Annotated in this window: 15 protein-coding genes; 5 read left to right on the top strand and 10 right to left on the bottom strand. The window is 65.1% G+C overall.

What is annotated here, in order from left to right:
* Window positions 1-75: 75 nt before the first annotated feature.
* The 8 genes from FY258_RS03300 to gltX form a co-directional block, all read right to left on the bottom strand.
* A complete protein-coding gene (locus tag FY258_RS03300; protein WP_118103088.1) occupies window positions 76-1527 on the bottom strand; it encodes an efflux RND transporter periplasmic adaptor subunit in 1452 nt (483 codons plus the stop codon).
* An 88-nt stretch (window positions 1528-1615) separates the two neighbouring features.
* A complete protein-coding gene (locus tag FY258_RS03305; RefSeq protein ID WP_118103090.1) occupies window positions 1616-4783 on the bottom strand; it encodes an ABC transporter permease in 3168 nt (1055 codons plus the stop codon).
* 1 nt (window position 4784) lies between these two features.
* A complete protein-coding gene (locus FY258_RS03310; protein WP_118103092.1) occupies window positions 4785-5465 on the bottom strand; it encodes an ABC transporter ATP-binding protein in 681 nt (226 codons plus the stop codon).
* Between the two features lie 430 nt (window positions 5466-5895).
* The gene (locus FY258_RS03315) at window positions 5896-7050 is read right to left on the bottom strand and encodes a sensor histidine kinase (RefSeq protein WP_118103096.1); all 1155 of its coding nucleotides are present in this window, start codon (window positions 7048-7050) and stop codon (window positions 5896-5898) included.
* Window positions 7051-7053: 3 nt separating this feature from the next.
* A complete protein-coding gene (locus tag FY258_RS03320) occupies window positions 7054-7743 on the bottom strand; it encodes a response regulator transcription factor (RefSeq protein WP_118103098.1) in 690 nt (229 codons plus the stop codon).
* Between the two features lie 70 nt (window positions 7744-7813).
* On the bottom strand, window positions 7814-9487 hold the full coding sequence (locus FY258_RS03325; RefSeq protein WP_118103100.1) for a L,D-transpeptidase family protein: 1674 nt from the start codon (window positions 9485-9487) through the stop codon (window positions 7814-7816).
* Window positions 9488-9686: 199 nt separating this feature from the next.
* On the bottom strand, window positions 9687-11303 hold the full coding sequence (gene sdaAA / locus FY258_RS03330; RefSeq protein ID WP_118103102.1) for an L-serine ammonia-lyase, iron-sulfur-dependent, subunit alpha: 1617 nt from the start codon (window positions 11301-11303) through the stop codon (window positions 9687-9689).
* Window positions 11304-11696: 393 nt separating this feature from the next.
* Window positions 11697-13172, bottom strand: coding sequence for a glutamate--tRNA ligase (gltX, locus tag FY258_RS03335; RefSeq protein ID WP_118103104.1), 1476 nt, complete (start codon window positions 13170-13172; stop codon window positions 11697-11699).
* Between the two features lie 171 nt (window positions 13173-13343).
* Here gltX and metK point away from each other — a divergent pair, with 171 nt between their 5' ends.
* From metK to FY258_RS03360, 5 genes are all read left to right on the top strand, one after another.
* Complete coding sequence (gene metK, locus FY258_RS03340; RefSeq protein ID WP_118103106.1) at window positions 13344-14651, top strand: methionine adenosyltransferase; 1308 nt, start codon at window positions 13344-13346, stop codon at window positions 14649-14651.
* 10 nt (window positions 14652-14661) lie between these two features.
* Window positions 14662-17187 (top strand): replication restart helicase PriA, encoded by a 2526-nt coding sequence (gene priA / locus FY258_RS03345; RefSeq protein WP_118103108.1) that lies wholly within the window; start codon window positions 14662-14664, stop codon window positions 17185-17187.
* A 117-nt stretch (window positions 17188-17304) separates the two neighbouring features.
* Window positions 17305-17841 (top strand): peptide deformylase, encoded by a 537-nt coding sequence (def, locus tag FY258_RS03350; RefSeq protein ID WP_118103110.1) that lies wholly within the window; start codon window positions 17305-17307, stop codon window positions 17839-17841.
* A gap of 2 nt (window positions 17842-17843) precedes the next feature.
* Complete coding sequence (fmt, locus tag FY258_RS03355; RefSeq protein WP_118103112.1) at window positions 17844-18770, top strand: methionyl-tRNA formyltransferase; 927 nt, start codon at window positions 17844-17846, stop codon at window positions 18768-18770.
* Window positions 18763-20178 (top strand): RsmB/NOP family class I SAM-dependent RNA methyltransferase, encoded by a 1416-nt coding sequence (locus FY258_RS03360; protein ID WP_182279397.1) that lies wholly within the window; start codon window positions 18763-18765, stop codon window positions 20176-20178. The genes fmt and FY258_RS03360 overlap by 8 nt, the downstream gene beginning before the upstream one ends.
* Window positions 20179-20340: 162 nt before the next feature.
* Here FY258_RS03360 and FY258_RS03365 read toward each other — a convergent pair whose 3' ends face one another.
* Both FY258_RS03365 and FY258_RS03370 read right to left on the bottom strand, forming a co-directional pair.
* Entirely contained in the window at window positions 20341-20571 is a 231-nt protein-coding gene (locus FY258_RS03365; RefSeq protein WP_118103116.1) for an FmdB family zinc ribbon protein, read from the bottom strand.
* A 154-nt stretch (window positions 20572-20725) separates the two neighbouring features.
* Window positions 20726-24019, bottom strand: a complete 3294-nt coding sequence (locus FY258_RS03370; protein WP_118103118.1) for a 4-alpha-glucanotransferase — start codon at window positions 24017-24019, stop codon at window positions 20726-20728.
* Window positions 24020-24048 lie beyond the last annotated feature (29 nt).

Genomic DNA, 24048 nt, shown 5'->3' on the forward strand with positions numbered 1-24048 from the left:
GAGGCTCGCGGGCGCCGCGCCGGTATCGGGCGTCGCCGGTGTGCCACGTGGGATCGTCAAGGGGCTCTCTACCATTTAGCGCACCTCCATGCCGCCGCCGGATGCGCCGCCATCCATCATCTCGTCCTCCGGCATGGCGCCGCCCGCGATCACGAGTACGTCGCTATCGGAGAGAGGGGATTCGGGCATGTCGGAATTCTGGTCGGCGGGTGCGTCGGCGGGCTTGCCGACCACGGCGTAGTCGTCGTTCTTGGCTACGACCCGCACGTCCAGGCGCTCCGTGGCGTGCGTCTCGGAATCGGTCTCGAGGTTCACATAGTAGGTCTCGCCGTCATCGGTGAGCAGGGCGGTCATGGGCACCATCACGACGTTCTCGAGCTTCTGCGTGGTGAGGGACACCTCGGCGGTCATGCCGGGCTTGAGGCGCGGGTCGGGCGCGTCGATCATGATGTCGACGGCGAAGGTGGGGGAGCCGCCCATGCCGTCGTAGGACATCTGGGCGCCGTCACCGCTTGCGATGGAGGCGATGCCCGTCACGCGTCCGGTCATGGAGAGGTCGGGGAAGGCAGGGCAGGAGATGGTCGCGGTCTGGTCGACAGCCACGCTCGCGATGTCCTCCTCCTCAACCTGGATGGTGACCTTCATCTTGGAGAGGTCGGCGATCTGCATGAGCGGGCCGTTCGTCCCCGCGCCGCCCAAGCTCTCGCCGAGATCGGCGCCCACCTGCGCGTTCATGGCCACGATGGAGCCCGCGGCAGGGGCCTTTACGGTGCGCAGGGCGGCCTTTGCGGCGGCGTCGTTGTAGGCGGCCTGTGCGGATTCAACTGCGACTTGGGCGGCGTTCACCGCTTGCTGCGCACCGGCGACGTCTCCCGCGGGGCCGGCCATGGGATCGGCGGTGGGCTGGGAGGCGAGTTGCTTTGCCTCGGCGAGCGCCTGCTGTGCGGCCGCGAGGTCGGCACGGGCCTGGCGCAGCGCGCGATCGGCCTCTGCCACGGCGCGGTCGAGCTCGGGGTTCTTGATGGTCATGAGGACGTCGCCCTCTTTGACCGTCTGGCCGGCAACGACGTTGACGCTCTCGATTTGGCCGCCCACCTCGGGTGTGATGACGGTGGCGGAGAGTGGCTGCAACGTTCCCTTGGCGTCGACGATAGTCTCGAAATCTCCCTGGACGGCAAAATCAGTGACGGCCTCCATCATCTGCTCGGGCTCTTTGCCCAGGATGTTGATGGCAATGGCCCCGCCGCCGATGACGACGGCCGCCACGCCGATCACGATGCCGCGGCGCACGAGCTTCTTGCGGCGGCGCTCGGCGCGCTTCGCCTTGAGGGCGGCGTATGCCTCGGCGTCGGAACCCTCAAGTGGGGTGTGGCCGTCGGTCCCGGCGTTGGATTCCGTGTTCGTCGCGTCGCCTTGGATGGTGGGGATGACTTCGGGAACGCGAAGCACCTTCGTCTCTTGCGGCTCGTCGCCGAGCGTGCTCAGGAACTCGTCCATCGGGTCGTTCTCACGGTTGGTATCGGACATGGGTCTTCCTTTCGGTGGGATGGACCTGATTTGAGGTTGCCACCTCAATTGGGGGACTGTCCCTCAATTGAGGTGAGTCGGATGGCGCCTAGATCGCGTCTTCGCGCAGGGTTTGCACGATGGAGCCGCTGGAGGACTTGCGAAGAGCATACGCGGTCGAGACGGCGAGCACGGCGATCACCACGCCGACGGCGGCGATGACCCAGCCGAACGGCACCACGAAGCCGAGGCCCTCGAAGCTCATCATCATCGCCTGGTAAATGAAGAAGGTGACGACGGCGCCGAGTGCCAGGCCGATGGCTAACCCCCTCCAGGCGTATGAGAAGCACTCGAGCGCGATCATGCGCCAGAACGCACGCTGTCCCATGCCGATGCTCTTGAGCATGGCGAACTCGCGACGGCGCAGGATGATCGAGTTCGTGAGCGTGTTGAACACGTTTGCGACGGCGATCGCACCGGTGATGAGGATGAAGCAGTTGATGAACAGCTGCACGGTCTCGCCTATGAGCCGCTCGGCGCGCGCGTTCTCAGCGTTGTTCGACAGATATGTGCGGTACCACTTGCTGCCGGTGATCTTGTCGGCGATGATCTCGTTCATGCCGATTTCGGCGGCGCGTGCGTCTTCGGCGCCGAAGGATAGATACGCGTACATCGTGTTGCCGTATGTGCCCTCCTCGCTGTGGAAGGCGAATGGCGTGGCGAGGCTGCTCACATCCTTGTCATCGATGATGCCCTCGGAGCTCGCGGCGAGTGTGGGCAGCGCGCTCACGGGGAGGACGAGCGTCGGCCAGATGGATGCATATGCTTTGATGGGCGAGGGGAATGTCTTCACAATCGCCCCGACGGGCAGTTCGTACGAGTCCAGGAGCACCTCGTCGAGCGGACGCGCGACCTTGTCGTAGATGGGCTCGCCGTTCTCGTCGAATCGGGCTTCGTCCCCCTCTCCGTATCCCTCATATCGGGCGACGGGCTCCCCGTCATCGACGCCCGCCTCGACGAACATGGCGTTGTCGACGGATGCGATGTTGGTGAGGAGGTTCGCGGTGCCCGTGGAGGAGAACAGGTCGCGTACTGAATAGCGCTTCCCGTCGTTGGACTGGGTTCCGTTGAGCGCCACGGCGACAGGGTTCTTTGGGTCCCCGAAGCGCTTGCGGTCGAGGCCGTTCTCCTCAAGGATCTGATTCCACGATGCGTCATCGAGGAACAGGACGGAGGCGGGGGCGTAGACGGTGCCGTCGTCGGTCATGCCTCGGTCGGGCATATCGTAGTGCTCGCTTTGGCTTGAGAGCTCGCCGTAATCGATCATGCCGGGTTCGAAGCTCGCGCAGAGGGACGTGAGGAGCATGTACCCCTCTCCGGTCGCCCCATCGACTGTCGCGAGCGCCCGATATGCGTCTTCGATCTCCTTCAGCCCGTCGGATGTCGTCTCGTCGAGCTCCAGCCGCCTGTTGAGCGAGACCTCGATGTCGCTGCCGCCGTTGTCGACGACCTGCGTGAGATAGTTCAGGTAATGCGAGATGCCGCCCGAGATGATGATGAGCGCGACCGATACGGCCAGGGAGGCGACGGCCACACGTCCCTTCGCGCTAGCGCGCGTGAGGTTGCGGTGGGCGAGGAGGCCGGGCACACCCGCAGTGCGCAGGCGCAGGTTGTCAAAGACGCGCCCGAAGGACGTGCCGCGGGCTCCCGCGCGGCGGTTTTTCCGCATCTCCCGGCGCTCGCGTCGAGAGATGCGCACGTCGCGGCTTCCGCGGATGGCGTCCACGGCCGAGATGCGGCTCGCGCGCCAGGCGGGGATCGTAGCGCTGATGAAGACGGTGATGATGGCGAGCAAAGCCGACAGGGCGAGCACTGCGGGATTGATGGCGATCGTGCTGAAGCCGGTCTTCGCGAACGCCTCCTGGTCGATGAGCATCCCGATGCCCTCGCCGGCGAAGGTGAACACGGCGAAGGTCCCCGCAAGGCCAACCAAGAGGCCGATGGGAATTCCGATGATTGCGAGCATGCTCGCCTCGGCGTATACGGTGCGACGCAACTGTCGCTTGCTGGCACCGAGCGAGGAGAGCAAGCCGAATTGGCGGGTGCGCTCGGAGACGGCGATGGCGAACGAGTTGTATATGAGGGATATGGAGGCGCCGATGACGACGGCAGAGAGAATGAAGGCGAGTGTGTAAAGGGTTCCCCAGATGGAGCGGTCATCGGTCATGCCCTGATACCGCATGAGGGAATCATGCGAATATGCCCCGGTCTGGCCCTCCATGTTCTCGATGTCGTCTCGGTTGCCGCCACCGTTGAAGATGGCGTGGGGGTTGCCGGTATAGTCTTCGATGAGCCCATCGATTTCGGTGCGGCTCTTCAGGTTCGTGGTGAGGTAGATGCTCGTGGTGCGCACAGGGACATCGGGAGAAGAGACAAACCCGAGGTAGCCGGGCCCCGTTCGTCCCCACACGTCATCCTTCCTGATTCCCTCTGGGGCATAGAAGCCAACTACCTTGTAGGATTTCACCTCGCCGGGGTTAGCGAGGTACTCGCTGATGACATCGCCCGCTTCGCTTTCCGTTGTGTACAGGGACTCGTCGTACAGGCAGGGCGCCTCCTGGCCAGACTCGGCGTCGACAAAGGTTCGCTCGCCAAGTGCGAGGTCGATGACGCTGCCGATTTCCAGGCCCCCGTCCCATGCCGCGCGCGGGACGTCGTCGTCCCTGCCGGTCGTGGGAAGGTTATCGTAGAGCCAGCTGCCGTTCTCGACGGTCAGGCCCTTGAGATTGTGGGTGAGCACGATCTCGTCGGGCGCCTGGGGGGCACGCCCTTCGGCGATGTGGGGGAGAGGCTTGAGGCCTTTCACCTTGTCGGCCGTGGGCCATTCCTGGACGCTGAGGTAGCGTCCCCAATACCCCTCGAAGCTCTTCGGCATGATCGCATCGCCGTAGGAGATGCGATCATAGCTGCGCGTGACGCGAGGATCGGCGTGCACGACATCGATTTCATCCTCGGGTACGTTCACGAGTTCGACTTGCCATGCGCCCTCGGTCACGATCTCGGCCTTGAGTAGGCCCTCGTAGAGCGTGGCCACACTCGTGAAGATCGCGGTGATGAGCGCGCAGGAGAGCGCGATGCCGATGATGGACACGATGGTGCGCGAGCGATTGAGCTTGAGGGAGCGTGCGGCAAAGCGCCAGAACACGCCCCTGCGGGGGAGGGCGCCCTGTGCGGCGTTTGCGCCTGCAGACGTGGTGGTGCGGGTGTCCTCGGCCATCTTATGCCCTCCGCTCGTCGCGGACGATGCGCCCGTCCTCAATGGCGATCACGCGGTCGGCCATGAGGGCGACGTCCTCGTCGTGTGTGATGACGATGAGGGTCTGCTTGAACTTCTTATTGGATGTGCGCAGCAGGCTCATGATCTCCGCGGAGTTCTTGGAGTCGAGGTTGCCGGTGGGCTCGTCGGCGAGTACGACCGAGGGGGCGTTCATGAGCGCGCGGCCGATGGCGACGCGCTGCTGCTGGCCGCCGGAGAGCTGATTGGGCAGGCAGTGCTCGCGGCCTGTGAGGCCGAGGGCGCGCACAAGAGCCGATAGGCGCTGCTCGTTGACGGAGCGTCCGTCCATCAGGACCGGCAGGGTCATGTTCTCCACCACGTCGAGGACGGGGATGAGGTTGTAGAACTGGTAGATGAGGCCCACCTCGCGGCGGCGGAACACGGCGAGCTGCTCGTCGTTGCGGGCGAAGATGTCCTGCCCCTGCAGCTTGACGGTGCCCGACGTGGGGCGGTCGACACCACCCATGAGATGCATAAGGGTCGATTTGCCCGATCCCGAGCTGCCGATGATGGCGATGAATTCGCCGGCCTCGACGGTGAAGCTCACGTCGTTCAGCGCGGTTACCGCCGTGTCGCCCGTGCCGTACACGCGCGTGAGATGTTCGATGCTGAGGATATTCATGGCCGTCCTTTCGCCAGCTAGATTCCTATCAACGATACTGGACGAATGACCTTGCCCTGCCATGACCGCAATGTGACAGATACGTCATGAAGGCTGCTCCATGGTTCCCGTGCGCCCGAGGGGCCGGCATATACGCTCCGGGGCGTGGTTCGCTTCGCTCACAAAAACGCCCCTACGGTATATGCCGGCCCCTCGGGCGGCTCGTTGTAACAAGGAGCTTTGGCCATGTTTGAGCTAATCGGCATGTCGAACAGGGGCTTCATATTGTCCATATGGGATGTCTGGCTGGATTGCATGTGTTGTCTGCATCCGTTCCATTATTTCATGGCAGTGAAGGGGCGGTGGGCGGGGCTATATACCGTAGGGGCGTTTTTGTGGAGCGAAGCGGAACCACGCCCCGGAGTGTATATAGCCCCGCCCACCGTTGCTGCTACACGACGGCCTTGAAGAACACCAGGTTGAAGGCCGCTCCGGTGACGCTGCCGTTCTCGTCGCGAAGGTTCTCGGCGGTGAGGGTGCCTCCCTGCGCCGTTACGAGGCTCTTGGAGAGGGCGAGCCCGATACCGACTCCGGCGGGGTTGACTTCGCTCGGCGCGGCGTTTGCATCGCGCGAACCGCGGTAGAAGCGCTCGAAGATGTGCGGGAGGTCGGATTCGGCAATGCCCGGTCCGGTGTCCTCGATGCGGATTCGACATGCCAGGACGTCTTCGGTGACATGCACGCTCACGCATCCTCCGGCCGGGGTGTGCTCCATGCAGTTTTTCAAGATATTCTCGAGGGCCTCGACGCTCCACGTGAGATCGCCCTCGTAGGAGGCTCCATCCTGCACGTCGGCGCTGAAGCGCACGTCTGCGATATCGAAGGCGATGGCAAGCGGCTCGAAGCTCTTGCGCACGAGTTCACGCGCGTCGACAGCTCCGCAAACGAGCTTGATCACGCCGGCGTCGATGCGGGCGAGTTTGAGCAGGGCGGCCACCAGGTCCTCAACGCGGGCCTGCAGCGTTTGGATGAGGCGCAGGCGGTCGACCAGATCTTCGGAATCGCCCCGCGCGGAAAGACGGTCGCGGATGAGCTCGGTGGAAATGGCGATCGAGGTGAGGGGCGTCTTGAGCTGATGGGAGATGTCGGCGAGTGCGTCTGAGAGCGCGAGCTTCTCCGCCTGCAGTTCGTCGACGGTGAGGTTGAGCCGCGCGATGACCTTGTCGATTTCGCTCGAGAGGATGGCGAGCTCGCCTTCGCTCATGTCGCGCAGGCGGATGTCGCGCTCGCCCGCCAGCACGCGGTCGAGGTTGGCTGCCATTTTTGCCAGGGCGCGGTAGCGCCGGCTCGTAAGGATCATGAAGATGACGGTGACGATCAGCCCGGTGACGAGCGTGCATATGGCGGCGAACAGGGCGGCGTTTGCGGCGGGGGCTTCCGATGCCACCATCGAAGCCGCCTCGTTGATGGAGGCGGTGACGATGTGCGCGCCGCCGAGAGCGTCGAGCATGATGGAGCGCGTGACCAGGTACGTGGCGACCGTCCCGAGCGCTGTGACGAGCAGGCATGCGATAAGTGCGCGTCGTACCTCGCGATTCCTCAACATGGACTATCCCTTCGCCTTGTAGCCAAGGCCGCGGACGGTTTGGATGAGCTCGGGTCGGCTCGGGTCGTCCTCGATCTTGTCGCGGAGTCGCTTGATGTAGACGGAGAGCGTGTTCTCCTCGATGTAGGTGCCCGCGCTGTCCCACAGGGCGTCGCGGATCATATCGCGCGAGACGAGCTTGCCGGGATTCGTGGCAAATAGCAGCAGCAAGCGGTACTCGAGCGCCGAGAGCGTGAGCTCGACGCCCTTGCGCTCGACGTAGGCGCGATCGGTGTCGATGCGGATATCGCCGAGGCTGACGATGCGCCTGCTCGGCTGCGAGCGGCGGATGGTCGCGGCGATGCGGGCGAGCAGCTCGCGCGGCCGGAAGGGCTTGGCAACGTAGTCGTCTGCACCCATCGTGAGGCCCGTCACGGTGTTGAATTCGTCATCCGAGGCGGTGAGGAAGATGACCGGCGTGTCCGGCGAAGTTTCCTTCACGGCGGCGCACACCGCGAAGCCGTTTCCCTCGCGCAGGGTGACGTCGAGCAGTACGAGCTGATAAGTGCCGGCGGATCCCGCGCCCGTGGCGAGCTCGATGGCGCGCGCCTGGGTGTCGGCGGTGTCGACGCTGTAGCCCGAGCTCGTGAGGAGTTCGGTGAGGGCGTCGACGATGAGCGGATCGTCCTCGACGAGCAGGATGCGGGTGGTCATATGTGCCTCCAGATGGGGTTTCGCCTTGCATGCCAGCGCGTGCGGCGCGGGGGTGCGGGGGTGTGCACGGCTAGTTGTGGACGATCACGCAATCGCCCTTGGAGATGATGTCGAATAGCGCTGCAGCGCGGTCGGGGGGCAGGTTGACGCAGCCGTGGCTTCCCGTCCAGGTGTATGCCTTGGGATTCGAAAAGCTTGCGGCGGACTGCCAGGTGGCGTCGTGCATGCCGATGGCGTTGCCCACGAACGGCATCCAGTAGGCGACCGGGGTCTTGTAGTCGGGCTCGCCGTCCTCGTCTTCGTCGAGGCCGATGAGGGTCGAGTTGCGCGTCTTGGTATTCAGGCTGAAGACGCCCGTTGGGGTTGCATTTCCGGTGTTCGGGTTGCCCGTGATGCAGCCGCTCTCCCAAACGAGGTTGCCCGCTGCGTCGTAGTAGCGCGCGTGCTGCTCGGTCAGGTCGATGTCGCAATAGGCGCCCCAATCGGGCTTGCCCATGCCGCTCCAGGTCGCGGCGGAGCGCTTGAGTGGAATCTCGATATCGCCGACCTGCTTGTTGGATACGGCGTCTTGGAGCAATTGCACGAGTTTCGCCTCATCGCTCATCCAGCCATAGGTGCCGCCGCTCACGGTGACGGTTTTGCCGTCGGGGCGGGTGTAGGTCCTCTCGCTGCCCACGGTGTCGATGTGCGTCTTGGCGAGCTCGCGCACCCATTGACCCACGGGTTCTGTGCTGAGTGTTGGGTTCAGCGCATCGTCGAAGGTGATCCACTGGGCGAGTTGCATGCCGTCGAGCGTGGAGACGACGGAGCCTCCCATCTTGAGGTTGACGTTCGTTCCAATGAGTTCGTTGGCACGGTCGATCGCATTTTGAAGTTCCTGCTCCGTGGCGCCGCCGGCAAGGGGAGTGAAGCTGCGCTCGGTCAGTTCGACGCGCGCGGCGAGGGTCGACACGGCCACAAGAGCCGCGCGATCGATGGCGTCCTTATCCAGCTTACGGTTGGAGAGGGCCTTTGAGAGGGTGAATGAACCGGCCTCGGAATCGAAAGCGCCGGCCGCATCGAAGGTTCCCACGCGCGTTGCGTTGAACTCATCGATCGCCGCGTCGAGGCTGGCCAGGAAGGCATCGCGATCGAATGTCTTGGGCAGTTCGATCTTGTCGAGCTCCGGTAGTTTGCCGGATTGCGCGTTGGCCGATGTCGCGTTCGCGGGTTTTTGGGGAGAGGCCATGAGGGCTCGAGCCAGTCGCGCGGGCCATAGTGCGGGCTCGTTATGGGCCATGACGTTGTCGACCGCACGGGCGGCGTCGATCACCTCATTTGCGTTTTCGGCCTCGTAGGTCCAGGCAAAGCCGTCGCCAGAAACCTCGAGGGCGTAGTCCTCGGCGGCATCGCGCACGCGGGCGACCGAGCTGTCCCGGTCAAGCCAAGAGAGGTCGGCCCCCGCGACCTTGGTGTTTGGGTAGCACGTACGAGAGAACACGAAGACGCCGCCGCCATAGATGGCAACGAGCAGGCAGCAGAGGACGCCGAGCGCCGCTGCGCCCTTGTGACTGCGGGGGCTCTTGTCGCCATGCTTCTTTGCCGGCTCCTTGGCGTGGTTGGGAGCGTTGTGGGCGGCGTGGGATGACGCTCCGCGCTTTGCCCCGCTGGTCCCCGCCGTCCGACCACCGATGGGCAGGGGGGCGGTGACGTGTGCACTGTTGTTATACGACTGACTTGTTGGCGCGTTCGGCATCTCCGGCATATGCTGCTCTTTCACAGGTAAATCGGCGTTTCGCCATTATAGCGCGCCGTGCGGACGCGCTGCCGCCCGTGACAGATGTGTCATGTCTCAATGGGGGACAGGCACAAATTGAGGCCTTTTCGGCGAAACGCCTCAGGCCTCAAGGTGCGTCTCAATTTGTGCCTGTCCCCATTTGAGGCGTGTCCTCGATTGAGGCACGCTAGGAGCACATGCCGCAACGCGCGCAGGCGGATAGGGCGCTGGGGGCGGTGGCGATGCCTCCCTTTGCCGTTTCGCGCAGGGTCGCGGGAAGCGCATGCCCTACCTGCAACATGACGGCGGCCATCTCGTCGAAGGGAACGAGCGACCGCACTCCAGACAAAGCGAGCTGGGCACCCGTGAACGCCGCGGCAACACCTTGGGCGTTGCGAGCCTGGCAGGGGACCTCCACAAGGCCGCCCACCGGGTCGCATACCAGGCCGAGCATGTTTGAGATGGTTATGGTGGCGGCGTCGAGCGCCTGCTCGGGCGTGCCGCCGTGCATCTGCACGAGCGCGGCTGCGGCCATGGCGGCGGCGGAGCCGACCTCGGCTTGGCAACCGCCCTCGGCGCCGGCGACGCATGCGGTTGTGGAGAGGATGAGGCCCACGGCAGCGGCGCAGTAAAGCGCCTCGGCGATCATCTCATTGATCTCATCCCTGTTCTGGGCGAGCAAGGGCGCCACGGCGAGGACGCAGCCGGGGACGACGCCGGCGGAGCCCGCGGTAGGTGCCGCGACGATGACGCCCATGGTGGCGGAGCGCTCGAGGACGGCCATGGCGCGTGCCGCCGCCTCGGTGAGCGTGTCGCCCAAAAGGCTCGGTGCATACGCCGCGCTATTGTGGTCCACTCTCTGCGCCTCGCCATTGAGGAAGCCACCGAGGGAGCGTTGCGGCTGGGCGAGTGTGGCGGTGGTCTCGTCACGCATGACCTCGATCACGCGGCGCATATTCGCGGCGGCGCGTTCGGCACCGACCATCCGCTCCTCGCGCACGCGCATGACCCCGCCAATACTCAGGTCAAGCTCATGGCAGGCGGCCAGTAGCTGCTCGGCGTCGTCGAAGAGATCGGGGACCGAGATTCCGGGTCCGAGCGCGGTCACCGATCCGGGCAGCTCGATGAAGGTGGCGTAGTTCACCAGGTCGAGTGCGCGGACGATGGGCAGCACGTCGCGCTGGGGGGCGCCATCGGTCTCGAAGACGGAATACGCCTGGCCGCCCGCCTCGGTGCGGTACGTGCGGCAAAAGGCGATGTTCATCTGCGCCTGGGCGAGCGCGCCGGTAAGCGATGCGAGCGCTCCGGGGGCGTCGCGGTGCGCGACGAAGAGCGTGGTGTAGAGGCCCGAGATCTCGACGTGCACGCCGTTGATGGCGCTGATGCGCATCTTTCCGCCGCCGAGGCTCTCGCCGCGGACGTCCGCCATGGAGCCGGTCTCGCTCTCGAGGTGGATGTCAACGGTGTTGGGGTGGATTGACGCGTCATCTCCGCCGATGACGAACTCATAGGCGAGTCCGCGCTCCTCCGCCAGGGTGAACGCGTCGCGGATGCGCTCGTCGTCCGTATCGAGCCCGAGCACGCCTGCAACGAGTGCGCGGTTGGTACCATGCCCTTTGTAGGTGTGGGCAAAGCTGTTCCACAGGGTGAAGGTGACGCGCACGATGCGCCCGTCGAGCAGCGATGCGGCGACCTGTGCGCAGCGCAGGGCCCCGGCGGTATGCGAGGACGAGGGTCCCACCATGATGGGGCCGAGCACCTCGAACGCGGAGGTGGTGGCAAACGATTGCGGCTTTGCGGGCATGTTGGGCTCCGTTCGAAGAGGCTCTATTCGTTTAAAGAGGCGCTGTTCGTTTACATGGTACCCACTCGTGTCACATGCGGGCCCATCACGAGGGGGTTCACCTGGCTGCCAGAGTCTCGTCGATCTTACGCCGGGCGCGCCAAAGGCAACCAAAGTCACACGATGGTCCCCTGAGGTGCAACCAAAGTCACAAATGGGCCCTCGGAACGTGACTTCGGTTATATCTCGGTGATAGTCCGGCGGGATTTCAACGCATGTTCAACACCGCGGCGTCCATGCCCGCCCGATGGTTTGGGTCAGATAAACGTTGGGCCGGCTCCCATTCCCCCTGAGCGATTTCTGGGCAGCGCGAAGCTGAGCGAGGGGGGGTGGGAGCCGGCCCGGTCAGGTCGACTAGAGCGCCATCGGACGGGCACGGTCGATGCGGGCGAGGCAGTCGTCGCGGCCGATGAGCGCCATGGTCTCGCCCAGCGGCGGGCTCACCATGTTGCCGCACTCGGCAACGCGCACGGCGCCGAAGACGAGGCGCTTCTTCACGTCGAGCGCCTCGGGCAGCGGCTCGAGGGCGGCGTCGATGTTCTCCGGCGTCCAGTCCGTCACGGCCTCGAGCGCGGTCTTTGCGGCGTCGAGCACGGCGCCAAGACCCTCTTTGGCAAGGCCCTTGGCCACGGACTTCTCGTCGTACTCGAGCGTCTCGGCGGTCTTGAAGACGGGTGCTGCAACGGCGGCGGCGTCGGCGGGCATCTTGGTGCGCGGGCGAACGATGGCGGCCAGGGCGTCGACCCAGGCCTCATCAGCCTCGAATCCCTCGTCGATCAGGCCGGCCTCGATGAGCTGGGGCAGCATGATCTCGTCGGCAAAGGTCTTGTCATCCATCGCGTTGATGTACTCGGCGTTCATCCAGTCGAGCTTCTTGGGGTCGAAGGTCGCCGGGTTCTTGGAGATGCGGTCCAGACTGAACTTGCTGGCGAGCACGTCGCGCGGGATGACCGTGGTCTCACCGTCGAGCGACCAGCCGAGCAGCGCCAGGTAGTTCACAAAGGCGTCGGACAGGAAGCCGGCATCGCGATACTCCTCCACGGAGGTGGCGCCGTGGCGCTTGGAGAGCTTCTTGCCGTCGGCGCCCAGGATCATGGAGATGTGGGCGAAGGTGGGCACCGGCGCGCCCATGGCCTCGTAGACCATGACCTGGCGAGGGGTGTTGGAGAGGTGGTCGTCGCCGCGGATGACGTGGGTGATGCCCATCAGTGCGTCGTCCACCACGGTGGCGAAGTTGTAGGTGGGGGTACCGTCGGAGCGGAAGATGACGAAGTCGTCGAGCTCCTTGGCGTCGAAGGTGACCTCACCATGGACGGCGTCGTTGATCACAACGTTGCCGCGGTTCTCGGGCACCTTGATGCGCAAAACGTAGGGCTCGCCGGCGTCGATGCGGGCCTGGGCCTCCTCCGGCGTGAGGTCGCGGCAACGGCGCTGGTAGCCCTGGAACGGGTCCTTGCGGGCCTGGGCGGCCTCGCGGTCGGCGGCCAGTTGCTCGGGCGTGCAGAAGCAGGGGTAGGCCTTGCCCTCGGCGAGCAGGCGCTCGGCGGTCTGCTTGTAGAGGTCGAGGCGCTCGGTCTGGGAGTAGGGGCCAAAATCGCCGCCGACCTCGGGGCCCTCGTCCCAGTCGAGGCCAAGCCAGCGCATGGCGCGCAGGATGATCTGGGTGTTCTCGTCGGTGGAGCGGGTCGGGTCGGTGTCGTCGATGCGCAGGATGAAGGTGCCGCCGTTGGCACGGGCGAAGGCCCAGTTGTAGATGGCGGTGCGGGCGCCGCCGATGTGCAGCTTGCCGGTGGGCGAGGGCGCAAAGCGGACGCGGACGGAATCGCTCATACTCATGCTCCTTGTGATTGCAAAAGGCATACGTTCAAACAGAGCCATTATAGCGTTCGCATGTTGTTCGCTTGACGATGCGCGCGAAAAGCGCATGCGCGGTACAATCTATCAGCTACATGCCCGGCGGAATGGTAACGGTCGCCGGGTTCAATCATGAAAGGGGCACCTATGCCAACTGAGAATCGTTCCACCACGGAACCGGCTCGCGCCACCGACTTCGGCGCAGATTCCTTCGTCTTCACCTCCGAGTCGGTTACCGAGGGCCATCCCGACAAGATCGCGGACCAGATCTCCGACGCCGTGCTCGACGCCATCCTGGCTAAGGAGGCCGAGCTCGAGACCAAGGGCTACGTGGCGCCCAACGGACAGCCCGCCAAGCTCGAGAACGTCCGCTGCGCCTGCGAGACCTTTGTCACCACCGGCACTGTGATCGTTGCCGGCGAGATTCGCACCGAGGCCTACATCGACGTTCAGAACATCGCACGCGAGGTCATCCGCCGCATCGGGTACGACCGCGCCAAGTTCGGCTTTGACTGCGACACCTGCGGCGTGCTCAACCTCATCCACGAGCAGAGCCCCGACATCGCGCAGGGTGTGGACGAGTCCTTCGACGCCCAGGCCGGCCGCACCACCGACCCGCTCGACCTTATCGGCGCGGGCGATCAGGGCATGATGTTCGGCTACGCGTCCAACGAGACGCCCACGCTCATGCCCATGCCGCATTACCTGTCCAGCCGCCTGGCCGAGCGCCTCGCCGCGGTGCGCCACGACGGCACGCTGCCGTACCTGCGCCCCGACGGCAAGACCCAGGTCACCGTGCGCTACGAGGGTGGCAAGCCCGTCGCCGTCGAGACCATCGTCATCTCCACGCAGCATTCGCCCGAGATCGAGGACATGGCCATCATCGAGGCCGACATGCGCGAGCATGTGATCGCGCCCGTCATGGAGGCCGCCGGTATCCCGTGGGAGGGCGCGGACCTCTACGTGAACCCCACCGGTCGCTTCGTGGTGGGTGGCCCCATGGGCGACACCGGCCTCACCGGCCGCAAGATCATCGTCGACACCTACGGCGGCATGGGTCGCCACGGCGGCGGCGCCTTCTCCGGCAAGGACTGCACCAAGGTGGACCGTTCCGCCGCGTATGCCGCCCGCTGGGTCGCCAAGAACGTGGTCGCCGCCGGCTTGGCCGAGCGCTGCGAGATCGAGCTCGCCTACGCCATCGGCGTGAGCTACCCGCTGTCCATCATGGTCGATACGTTCGGCACCGGCGTGGTCGACGAGGCCACGATCACCGAGGCCGTCAAGCGCGTGTTCGACCTGCGCCCGGGCGCGATCATCCGCGATCTGGACCTGCGTCGTCCCATCTATGAGAAGACGGCTGCCTACGGTCACTTTGGCCGTGAGGACGCCGACTTTACCTGGGAGCGCACCGACCGCGTGGCAGAGCTCCGCGCCGCCTGCGGGCTGGCCGAGTAGCCAATTTCGCATGAGGGGCCAAGATTCGCTCTTTCCCGAACTGAATACGGCTGATCAGGGGGCGTCTGCGCAAGCGGGCGCCCTTTGCCCCCTGGGAGGCGTCGCGCCCGAGGGAGGCGGGGCGCCGGTAGTGTCCGGACCCGTTTTAGGCTACGTCTCCGTGGTGATCGACATCCCGGCGCGGGCACTGTCCGAGCCCTTTGCGTATGGGGTGCCCCTCGTCCTGAATGAGGCCTGCCAGGTGGGCGCCACGGTTCTCGTTCCGTTTGGTCGGCGCGTCGAAGCGGGGTACGTTGTCGCGCGCTCCGAGTCGCTGGGAAAGCTCCCGGGTGCGGAGGGTCTCGAACCGTCCCGCACAAAGCCTGTGCGCGAGGTCGTTGCCGCCCCGGCGTTCTCTGCCGCCTCTGCCGAGCTCGCGTTTTGGATGAGCCGCGAATATGTGGCACCGCTTTCCGAGTGCCTGCGCCTGCTGCTGCCCCCGGGCGGTGCCGGCAAGGTCGTGCGGCGGGAAGATGGCTCGTATGTGTATGAACCGCCGACCGTCACGTCCGTTACCGTGCGTTGGGTGAGCCTCACCGAGGAGGGCCGCTCGTTCGAGCCCGCCGAGCGCGCGGTGCGCCAGCGCCAGCTCATCGATGCGCTTTCCTGCGGACCGGTCACCACGCGCGAACTCAATCTCATGAACGGCGACCTGTCCGCCACGATTCGCTCGCTCGAGAAGCGCGGCGTGGTGACGGTGGAGGAGCGCCGTAGTTGGCGCGGATGCGAGGGCTCCACCACGCTTTCCTCCGCGAACGCATCTGCTCCCAAAGAGCTCACTGCCGGACAGCAAAACGCCCTCTCCGCAATTGCGCGGGCGACCGAGGCCGCGTCCGGTGACGTGGTCCTGGTGGACGGTGTGACCGGCTCCGGCAAGACCGAGGTGTATCTGGCCGCCATCGAGCGCGTTCTGGCACGTGGTCGCTCGGCCTGCGTGCTCGTGCCCGAGATCTCGCTCACGGCTCAGACAGTGGGTCGATTCCGCTCGCGTTTCGGCGACGCGGTGGCGGTGTTCCACTCGCGCCTTTCCGCGGGTGAGCGTCTGGACCAGTGGGATATGGTGCGTTCGGGTGCGGCCCGCGTGGTGGTGGGCGCTCGTTCGGCGCTCTTCTGCCCGCTTGCCGACCTGGGCCTCATCGTCATCGACGAGGAGCATGAGCAGAGCTACAAACAAGGAAGCAGCCCGCGCTACCACGCTCGCGAGGTGGCTGCCAAGTTGGCGCAGCTCCATGGGTGCGCCCTGGTGCTGGGATCCGCCACGCCGTCGGCTGAGGCACTCGCCCGCTGTGAGGCCGGCTCGCACGGCGGCGCCCGTTGGACCCGGGTCGAGATGCCCGAGCGTCCAGGCACGGCGCGCCTGCCCGAGGTCATCGTGGCCGACCTGAGGCGCGAGTTCGCCTCCGGCAGCCGGTCGATTTTCTCGAAGCCCCTGCTCGATGCGCTCGACGAGGTGGTGGAGAGGCGCCAGAAGGCCGTGCTGCTCCATAATCGTCGAGGGTTCGCGAGTTTTCTCATGTGCCGGGAGTGCGGGTGCGTGCCCACGTGCAAGCACTGTTCCACGGCGCTCACCTACCATGAGCGCACTCACACGCTCGAGTGCCACACCTGCGGTTCCTCGTATCGCGTGCGGCCGTACCCCGAGTACGGCAGCGCCTGCCCCAAGTGCGGGAGCCGCTACCTCGCCAAAATGGGGCTGGGAACCCAGCAGGTCGAGGATGCCCTGCGAGCGCTGTTGCCCGAGGACGTGGCGGTGATTCGCATGGACGCCGATTCGACGCGCACCAAGGGCGCCCACCAAAAGCTGCTCGAGCAGTTCGACGCCGCCGAGTGCGCGGTGCTGCTCGGCACGCAGATGATCGCCAAGGGTCTAGATTTCCCCGAGGTGACGCTCGTGGGCGTGATCAACGCCGACTACGCGCTCAAGATGCCCGATTTTCGCGCGGGGGAGCGCGCGTTCGACCTGCTCGAACAGGTCGCCGGCCGCGCCGGTCGCGGTGAGGACCCGGGCCGCGTGATCATCCAGACGTACCTGCCCGATGAGCCGGTCATCCGAGCGGTCAAGACGCACGACCGCTCTGTGTTCACGGAGCACGACCTGGGTATGCGCCGTGAGGCCCTGTACCCGCCGTATGTGCGGCTCGCCAACGTGCTGGTGTGGGGCAAAGATGAGCGCGCGGCTCGAGGTCTGGTCATGCGCATCGCAGAGGAACTGCGCGTCGAGTTTGGCTTGGACGCGGCGCCCATGCTGCACCCGGTGGTCGAGACGGGGAGTGCCGGCGTTGAGTTTTCGTCTCGCGAGCTGCTGAGCCGCCCGCAGATCTTGGGCCCTACGCCGTGTGTGATCGAGCGGGCAAAGGACCGGTATCGATTCCACATCATCGTCAAGGCGCCGCTCGGCTGTGACCTATCCGGGGCTCTCTCCGCGGCGGTCTCGCGCGCAGGCACGCGTCCCGGCGTGAGCATCGCCGTCGACGTCGACGCCTACGACCTCATGTAGCGGCGCCGGTGGAGATGCTTCGCGCGCACATATCGCCCATCACCTCGCCGCGCAATGCGGGTACTATAGAACACGGTGAATACGTGCGGGTTTGCGCCCGCGTATGAAAGGAAGACCATGGAGATCAACGGTATCGTTCTGTCGCCGGACCCACGTCTGCGCCAGGAGTGCGCCGAGGTCGAGGAGATCAATTCCGACCTTCGCGCCCTGGTGGAGCGCATGAAGGTCCAGATGTTCGAGAACAGCGGCTGCGGCCTGGCCGCTCCGCAGGTGGGCGAGACCATCCAGCTCGCCATCGTGGACACCGAGTACACCTCCGAGAAAGATTACGACCCCTACGTCCTCATCAACCCCGTGATCGTTGAGCAGTCCGACAACCTCGTGCCCTACAACGAGGGCTGCCTGTCCATTCCGGGCATCAATTGCGAGATCCGTCGCCCCGACCGCGTGGTGGTCGAGGCCTACAACCTCGAGGGCGAGTGCATTCGCTACGAGGCCGCCGGTGACCTGTTCTGCGTGTGCCTGCAGCATGAGATCGACCATCTGCACGGCAAGACGATGTTCGAGCGCCTGCTTCCGCAGCAGCGCATGCACGCCATGAGGCAGTACCAGGACGCCCTCTCCCGCGGCGCCAGGCCCGGCGAGACGGAGTAGCCATGCGCGTCGTCTTTATGGGTACGCCCGCCTTCGCCGTTCCGTCCCTGCGCAAGCTCGCTGCGGCTCACGAGATCGCCCTGGTGCTCACGCGTCCGGACGCCGTGCGCTCGCGCGGCAAGAAGCTCGAGCCGTCGCCGGTGAAGGAGGCCGCACTCGAGCTCGATCTGCCCGTGATGGAGGCCAATCGCATGACGCCCGAGGTCCTCGACACCCTGCGCGCCGCCGAGCCCGAGATCTTTTGCGTTGCCGCCTACGGCTGCATCCTGCCCGATGAGGTGCTCACCATGGCGCCTCTGGGCTGCGTGAACGTTCATGCGTCGCTGCTTCCGCGTTGGCGCGGTGCGGCCCCCATCCAGCGTTCCATCCTGGAGGGCGACGCCGAGACCGGCGTGTCCATCATGCGCATCGGCCACGGCGTGGACACGGGTGCGTATTGCGCCCAGGCGAGTTGCGCGGTCCCCGGTAAGTCCGCCGACGAGCTGACGGTCGAGCTGGCCGAGCTCGGTGGCGATTTGCTGGTGAGCACGCTGCCCGCCATCGCGGACGGTTCGGCCGTCTGGACCGAGCAGGACGAGTCACTCGTGACGCATGCCGCTAAGATCGCCAAGGCGGAGCTGCGCCTCGATCCGGCCGCCGGGGCCCTGGAGAACATCCGCCGTGTCATGGCCTCCTCCAACGCGGCGCCCGCGCGCTGCGTGATCGCCGGCAAGCCCGTGCGCGTGATGCGCGCCGCAGCCGTTGATGCCGTCTCGCCCAGTGCGGTAGCCGGCTCGTTCACCGTGAAGGGCGGGCGTGTCTATATGGGTTGCGCCGATGGCTCGTTTGAGCTCATCTCGATCAAGCCGGATGGCAAGCGCGAGATGGATGCCAAGTCCTGGGCCGCCGGCCAGCGTGAGGATGACGGGGCATGGGGTTGCCTTGAGTAAGACGGCCAAACTGTCTCCGGGGCGCCTTGTTGCCCTGCGCATTTTGATCGCCGCCCGCGAGACGGGGCGCTATGCTCGCGAGCTCGCCGCCGATGTGTGCGCATCCGCTTCGCTCGACTCGCGCGATGCCGCCTTTGCGCGCCGCCTCGCACTGGGTGTCACGGGTTGCAGCGGTTGCCTGGACGACGCTCTCAACAGCGTGCTCGACGACCCACGTTCGCTTGCGGCCGATGTGCGCGATGCGTTGCGTATCGGTGCGTATGAGCTGCTCTACCTGGGGACCTCGCCGCAGGTCGCGGTGAGCCAGGGCGTGGAACTCGCGCGCATGTGCGCTCATGGGGCCGCCGGCCTCGCCAATGCCGTGTTGCGCCGCGTGGCGGAAGGGGCGAATGCCTTCCTCACTGCCGAGGATGTTTCCGAGCAGCATCGCGCGATGGTGTCGTGCGCCCGTCGCGCCGGCCTGCCCACATGGCTCGTGCGCAGGATTGTCGACTCGCTGGGGGAAGAGCGCGCGCAAGCTATGTTTGCGTGTCAGCTCGAGCCTGCCCCCATCGCAGTGCAGGTCAATCCGTTGCGCTTTGAAGCCGTCGAAGATGCCCTTGCCGCCGATGGCGCTCGATCGCTGGAGCTTCCCGGCGCGTATGCGGTCGACTGCGTGAGCGAGCTCGTGCGTTCGTGCGCCTTCGCACATGCGGATGCCGTCGCCTCCGATTATCACGCGCAGCTCATTGCCGCCGCGGTGGCGCGCGAAGGGTCTTGCCTCGAGATTGGCGCCGGTCGCGGCACCAAGACGTTCATGATGCTTGCCCATGCGAAGCGCCGCAATCTTAATCACGAGCATGTTACGCTCGACTTGTACGAGGGTAAATGCCAGGCGAATGCGCAGCGCATCGAGTGCTCGGGTTTGGGGGAGATCTTTACGGCCGCGGGTGACGCCACCGACTTGGACGCGTGCCTTGCCGCGTATGACGAGCAGCTGGGTCGAACCGCGCTGTTCGACACCGTGTTTGTGGATGCGCCGTGCTCGGGTACGGGCACCATGCGCCGCCACGGAGAGATTCCCTGGCGTCTCACGCCTCAGGAGTGCGATCGCGACTTGCCCGAGCTTCAGCTTGAGTTGCTGCGTGAGGCCGCGTGCCGCGTCGGTGCAGGCGGGCAGCTCATCTACGCGACGTGTTCGGTGCTGCGTGCCGAGAACAGCCATGTGGTCACCCAGTTCCTCGGGTCGCCGGAAGGGGAGGGCTTTGCTCCCATGCCGCTGTCCGACGCCCTTGCCGCCGCTGGTTCCGCATATTCGGGCGCGGCCGAGGACATCGCCGCACACGAGATTCCGATCGGGACCTTCCAGAGCTACCCGCACCAGGACGGCTTCGACGGCCACTTCTGCGCCCGCTTCATCCGCGTCTAAGTCGCCACGTCTCAAATGGGGACAGGTACAAATTGAGACCTTTTGGGCTGAGGCTTCAAGCTCGATGCCCAATGCAAAACAGCCGGAGGCATTGCCCCCGGCTGATTGTCTTTTGGCCTATTGCGAATGATGCAATTTGTACCTGTCCCCAAATGAGACGGTTTAGCCCTGGCAGCAGCTGCAGCTGCCGTTGGTCGCGCTCGTGCAGGAGCCGCCGCCGCGCTGGTCGGTGTTGTAAAAGCCGGAGCCCTCGAACTTGATCCCGCTGGCGCTGAAGACCTTGTCGGCGGAGCCTCCGCAGGTGGGGCAGGAGATCTCGGGGCGCTCGGTCATGCCGTGCTCGACCTCGAAGACGTTTCCGCATGACGTGCAGCGGTAATCATAACGTGCCATGGTGATGACATCCTTCCTTGCTGTTGCTCCCCGTCGCTAAGCAGGCGCCGCGTGTTGTGTCCGATAGGGGAGACGCGGCGCCCGTTTGCGCACGGGCGTATTCGTTCGCACGATGGTTACTGTACCCAAAAGAGCCTCGTGCGATGTGAGGGGTTTATGCTCTCGCGCGTCCGGTCTCGGAAAGCACCCCTGCAATCTTGCGCTCGTAATCGCAGATCAAGTCCTCATCGGCCTGCCAGCTCCAGTTGCCCTCGGCCACGCCTGGCACGTTCATGCGGGCCTCGTCACCAAGGCAGAGCAGGTCTTGCAGCTGCATCATGACGAGCGTCGCCGGGCTGTCAAGCGCCTGGCGGATGATCTCGGTCGCAAGGTACTTTGCCTGGTGCTCGTCGCTGTCCGAGCAGAACGACCGCTGGCAGAACCCGACGAGCGTCGAGGTGTCGTGGGTCGAGGTGTAGAGGACCTTCTCATTGTGCGGCCAGATTTGCTCGCGGATATCGTAGTCCGCGAACTCCAGAACGTCCATTCCGGAAAATCCGCAGCTTGCAAGAAGGGCGCGCACGCCGGGAGTGAGAATGCCCAGGTCCTCGGCGATAAGCGGCAGCGGTCCGAATTCCTCGAATGCACGTTGGAACAACTCGATGCCCGGTCCCGGCATCCAGGTGCCATCGGCTCCGGTGCCTCCTGCGGGAATCGCAAAATAGTTATGGAAGCCCAGGAAGTGATCGAGCCTCACGCGGTCGTACAGCTTGAACGAGCGGCGCAGGCGGGCAAGCCACCATACGTATCCGTCTTTGCGCATGTGATCCCAGTTGTAGGTGGGATTGCCCCAAACCTGTCCGGTGGCCGAGAAGCGATCCGGCGGGACTCCCGCAATCTCGTAGGGCATGCCGTCCTTGCCGAGCGAGAACATCTCGGGTTCGCTCCACGCGTCGGCCGAGTCGTCCGAGACGTACATCGGGATGTCACCGACGATCTCAATGCCCTTCTCGTGCGCGTACGCGAGCATCTCGCTCCATTCGCACTCAAAGCGGAACTGGACAAAGGCATGGTAGCGGGCGCGATCGGCGAAGCGTGCATCGGCGAAGATGTCGACATGGTAGCGACGCAGTTCCTCGGGCCAGCTATGACGGCTGGTGCCGTTCATGGCGTCCTTGACGGCCATGAACGCGCAGTACGGGTCGAGCCAACTTTCGTTCTCACGGGCGAAGTCGAAGAACTCTCGGCTGGTAAAGCCGCCTTCCGCCTTGAAGCGCTCGAAGGCGCGTTTGAGCTCGGCGGTCGTTTCCTCCAGCAGATTTGGGTTGCCCGCGAAGGCGGACGGTCCGGCGTAGGGGGATCCAAAGGAGTCTGTGGGATTGACGGGCAAGACCTGCCAATAGCGCAGGCCGGTGGCGGCGAGATGATCGATAAAGCGGCGGGCGGGCGCGCCGAGGGTGCCCGCACGACCCGCGTTGGGCAGTGAAGTGATATGCGCGATGACGCCGGCGCCGCGCTCGAGCGGCTTTTGCAGGCGCTGCTCCTTGCTGGAATACACTACGGCCGATCCGAGTGGCCATAGACGTACCTCTGCGCAGCCATCGGCCCCTCGCTTGAGGTCGGTGCCCGAGATGAGATCGAGGGCGAAATCCCCCTCGATGGGAACGCGCACGGAGCGCGCATCGGACAGGCTGTGATTGATGAGGACGCTTGCGACCTGGCCATCCGATCCGCGCCGACGGTAGCACAGTACATCGTCGTTGTACGCGAACGCATCGAGCGTCCCGTCAACGAGGAAGGGCAGGGCGCGGCGCAACATGATGGTGTTGCGAACCATGTTGAGCATGTCGCGGTCGTGCACGGCGTCGGGCGTGGGCAGCGTGCGGCGGTTTCCGGGGTCGGAGAGGCCCTCGAGGGCGTATTCGTCGCCGTAATAGATGGAGGGAACGCCGGGAAGCGTCATCTGCATGAGTGTGGCGAGCCAGAAGCGCCCCTTGGCCAGGCCCATAGAATTCTCGTCGAGGCGGAAGCGACCGCGCTCCTCCTCGGGCAGTTGGGACTCGTCGGGGCCGCCGCCGAGTACGGAGGCGATGCGCGGCTTATCGTGGCTGCCGAGCAGGTTGAGGCAGCAGGCCAGCGCCTCGGGCGGGTAGTTTTCACGCAGCGTTTCGATGCGCTCGGCGCACTGGTAGGCGTTCTCGCCGTAGACGAGGAAGCCCAGGATGGCATCGCGCAGTGGATAGTTCATGGCAGAGTCGAGCTCGTTGCCCAGCAGGTATTTGCGCAGCTTGCCGTAGGCAAGTTTGTTGGATGCGTCCTCCCAGACCTCGCCGAGCAACAGGCCGTCGGGGCGCTCCTCAAGCACCGCTGCTTTGATGTCCTCGATAAGCTCGTCAGAGAGCTCATCGGCAACGTCGAGACGCCAGCCGCGTGCACCGGCGCGCAGCCAGGTGCGGACCACGCCGTTTTCACCGAGCAGCAGCTCGCGCACACGATCGGACTTCTCGTTGAGGTCGGGCATGTTCTCGATGCCCCACCAAGAGCTGTATGTCCCGTCTTCGTTCCAGCAATACGCGTCATGCCAGGGAGATTCCTCGCCCTGCCATGCGCCCTTGCCGGGGTAGTTCTCAAAGCGGTTGAAATAGATTGAGTCGTCTCCCGTGTGGTTGAATACGCCATCGAGGATGAGGGAGATCCCGAGCCTGTCGGCATCGGAGGCGAGCCTGCGGAAGTCCTCTTCGGTGCCGAGCATCGGGTCGATGGTGAGGTAGTCCGCCGTGTCATAACGGTGGTTGCTCTGCGCTTCGAAGATGGGGTTGAGGTAGATGGCGGTCACTCCCATGGCGTGGAGGCGGGGCAGGTCCTCGCGGATGCCCTCGAGGGAGCCGCCGTAAAAATCCCAGCTGCGAATGGATTTGTCATCGTTGCGGTCGTAGACCGGGGGCTTGTCCCAATCCATGACGAGGTGCTTGCCCGGGCCCTTGCGGGGTTTGTCCACGACGGGCTGGGAGCGCTCGAGCCAGGCTCCGTCGCGGCGGTAGCGGTCCGGGAAGATCTGGTAGACGATGCCGCGCTCATACCACGCAGGACGCGTTTTGCGGTGTTTGTATACGGTGATCTGGAAAGACGGGACATCGCAACGGTCGGTGTAGATGACGGCCTCGCCGCCGGTCGCGCCATCGCGAGCGCCGACGTGGATTTGAGAGCCGTCCGTGCAGGTGACGCGGAAGCTGTACCACAGGATGCAGGTCTCGGTGCAGGGGATGTCCGCGACGAGCGTGTTGCTCTCGCCCACGGACATGGGGATGAGCTCCTCGCCGCGGCCGTCGACCCAGGTACGGACTTCGCCCTTGAGGAATTCGGCATCCGCATCTTCAACGCGGAGGGCGAGGTGGACGGTGGTCCCGGCGACAACGGCGCCGAAGGGAACGCGGTACTCGGACCGGCGGGAATTGTGAATGAGCCTCATGGGAAACTATCTGATCGTATTGATAATGC

It is taken from the genome of Collinsella intestinalis, assembly GCF_902364775.2.
Taxonomy (GTDB): Bacteria; Actinomycetota; Coriobacteriia; order Coriobacteriales; family Coriobacteriaceae; genus Collinsella.

Coding starts and splice junctions, on each gene's coding strand:
- FY258_RS03300 (WP_118103088.1), bottom strand. CDS start 1,527: ATGTCCGATACCAACCGTGAGAACGACCCGATGGACGAGTTCCTGAGC.
- FY258_RS03320 (WP_118103098.1), bottom strand. CDS start 7,743: ATGACCACCCGCATCCTGCTCGTCGAGGACGATCCGCTCATCGTCGAC.
- metK (WP_118103106.1), top strand. CDS start 13,344: ATGCCAACTGAGAATCGTTCCACCACGGAACCGGCTCGCGCCACCGAC.
- fmt (WP_118103112.1), top strand. CDS start 17,844: ATGCGCGTCGTCTTTATGGGTACGCCCGCCTTCGCCGTTCCGTCCCTG.
- FY258_RS03310 (WP_118103092.1), bottom strand. CDS start 5,465: ATGAATATCCTCAGCATCGAACATCTCACGCGCGTGTACGGCACGGGC.
- gltX (WP_118103104.1), bottom strand. CDS start 13,172: ATGAGCGATTCCGTCCGCGTCCGCTTTGCGCCCTCGCCCACCGGCAAG.
- priA (WP_118103108.1), top strand. CDS start 14,662: ATGAGGGGCCAAGATTCGCTCTTTCCCGAACTGAATACGGCTGATCAG.
- FY258_RS03315 (WP_118103096.1), bottom strand. CDS start 7,050: ATGTTGAGGAATCGCGAGGTACGACGCGCACTTATCGCATGCCTGCTC.
- FY258_RS03370 (WP_118103118.1), bottom strand. CDS start 24,019: ATGAGGCTCATTCACAATTCCCGCCGGTCCGAGTACCGCGTTCCCTTC.
- FY258_RS03305 (WP_118103090.1), bottom strand. CDS start 4,783: ATGGCCGAGGACACCCGCACCACCACGTCTGCAGGCGCAAACGCCGCA.
- def (WP_118103110.1), top strand. CDS start 17,305: ATGGAGATCAACGGTATCGTTCTGTCGCCGGACCCACGTCTGCGCCAG.
- FY258_RS03365 (WP_118103116.1), bottom strand. CDS start 20,571: ATGGCACGTTATGATTACCGCTGCACGTCATGCGGAAACGTCTTCGAG.
- FY258_RS03325 (WP_118103100.1), bottom strand. CDS start 9,487: ATGCCGGAGATGCCGAACGCGCCAACAAGTCAGTCGTATAACAACAGT.
- sdaAA (WP_118103102.1), bottom strand. CDS start 11,303: ATGCCCGCAAAGCCGCAATCGTTTGCCACCACCTCCGCGTTCGAGGTG.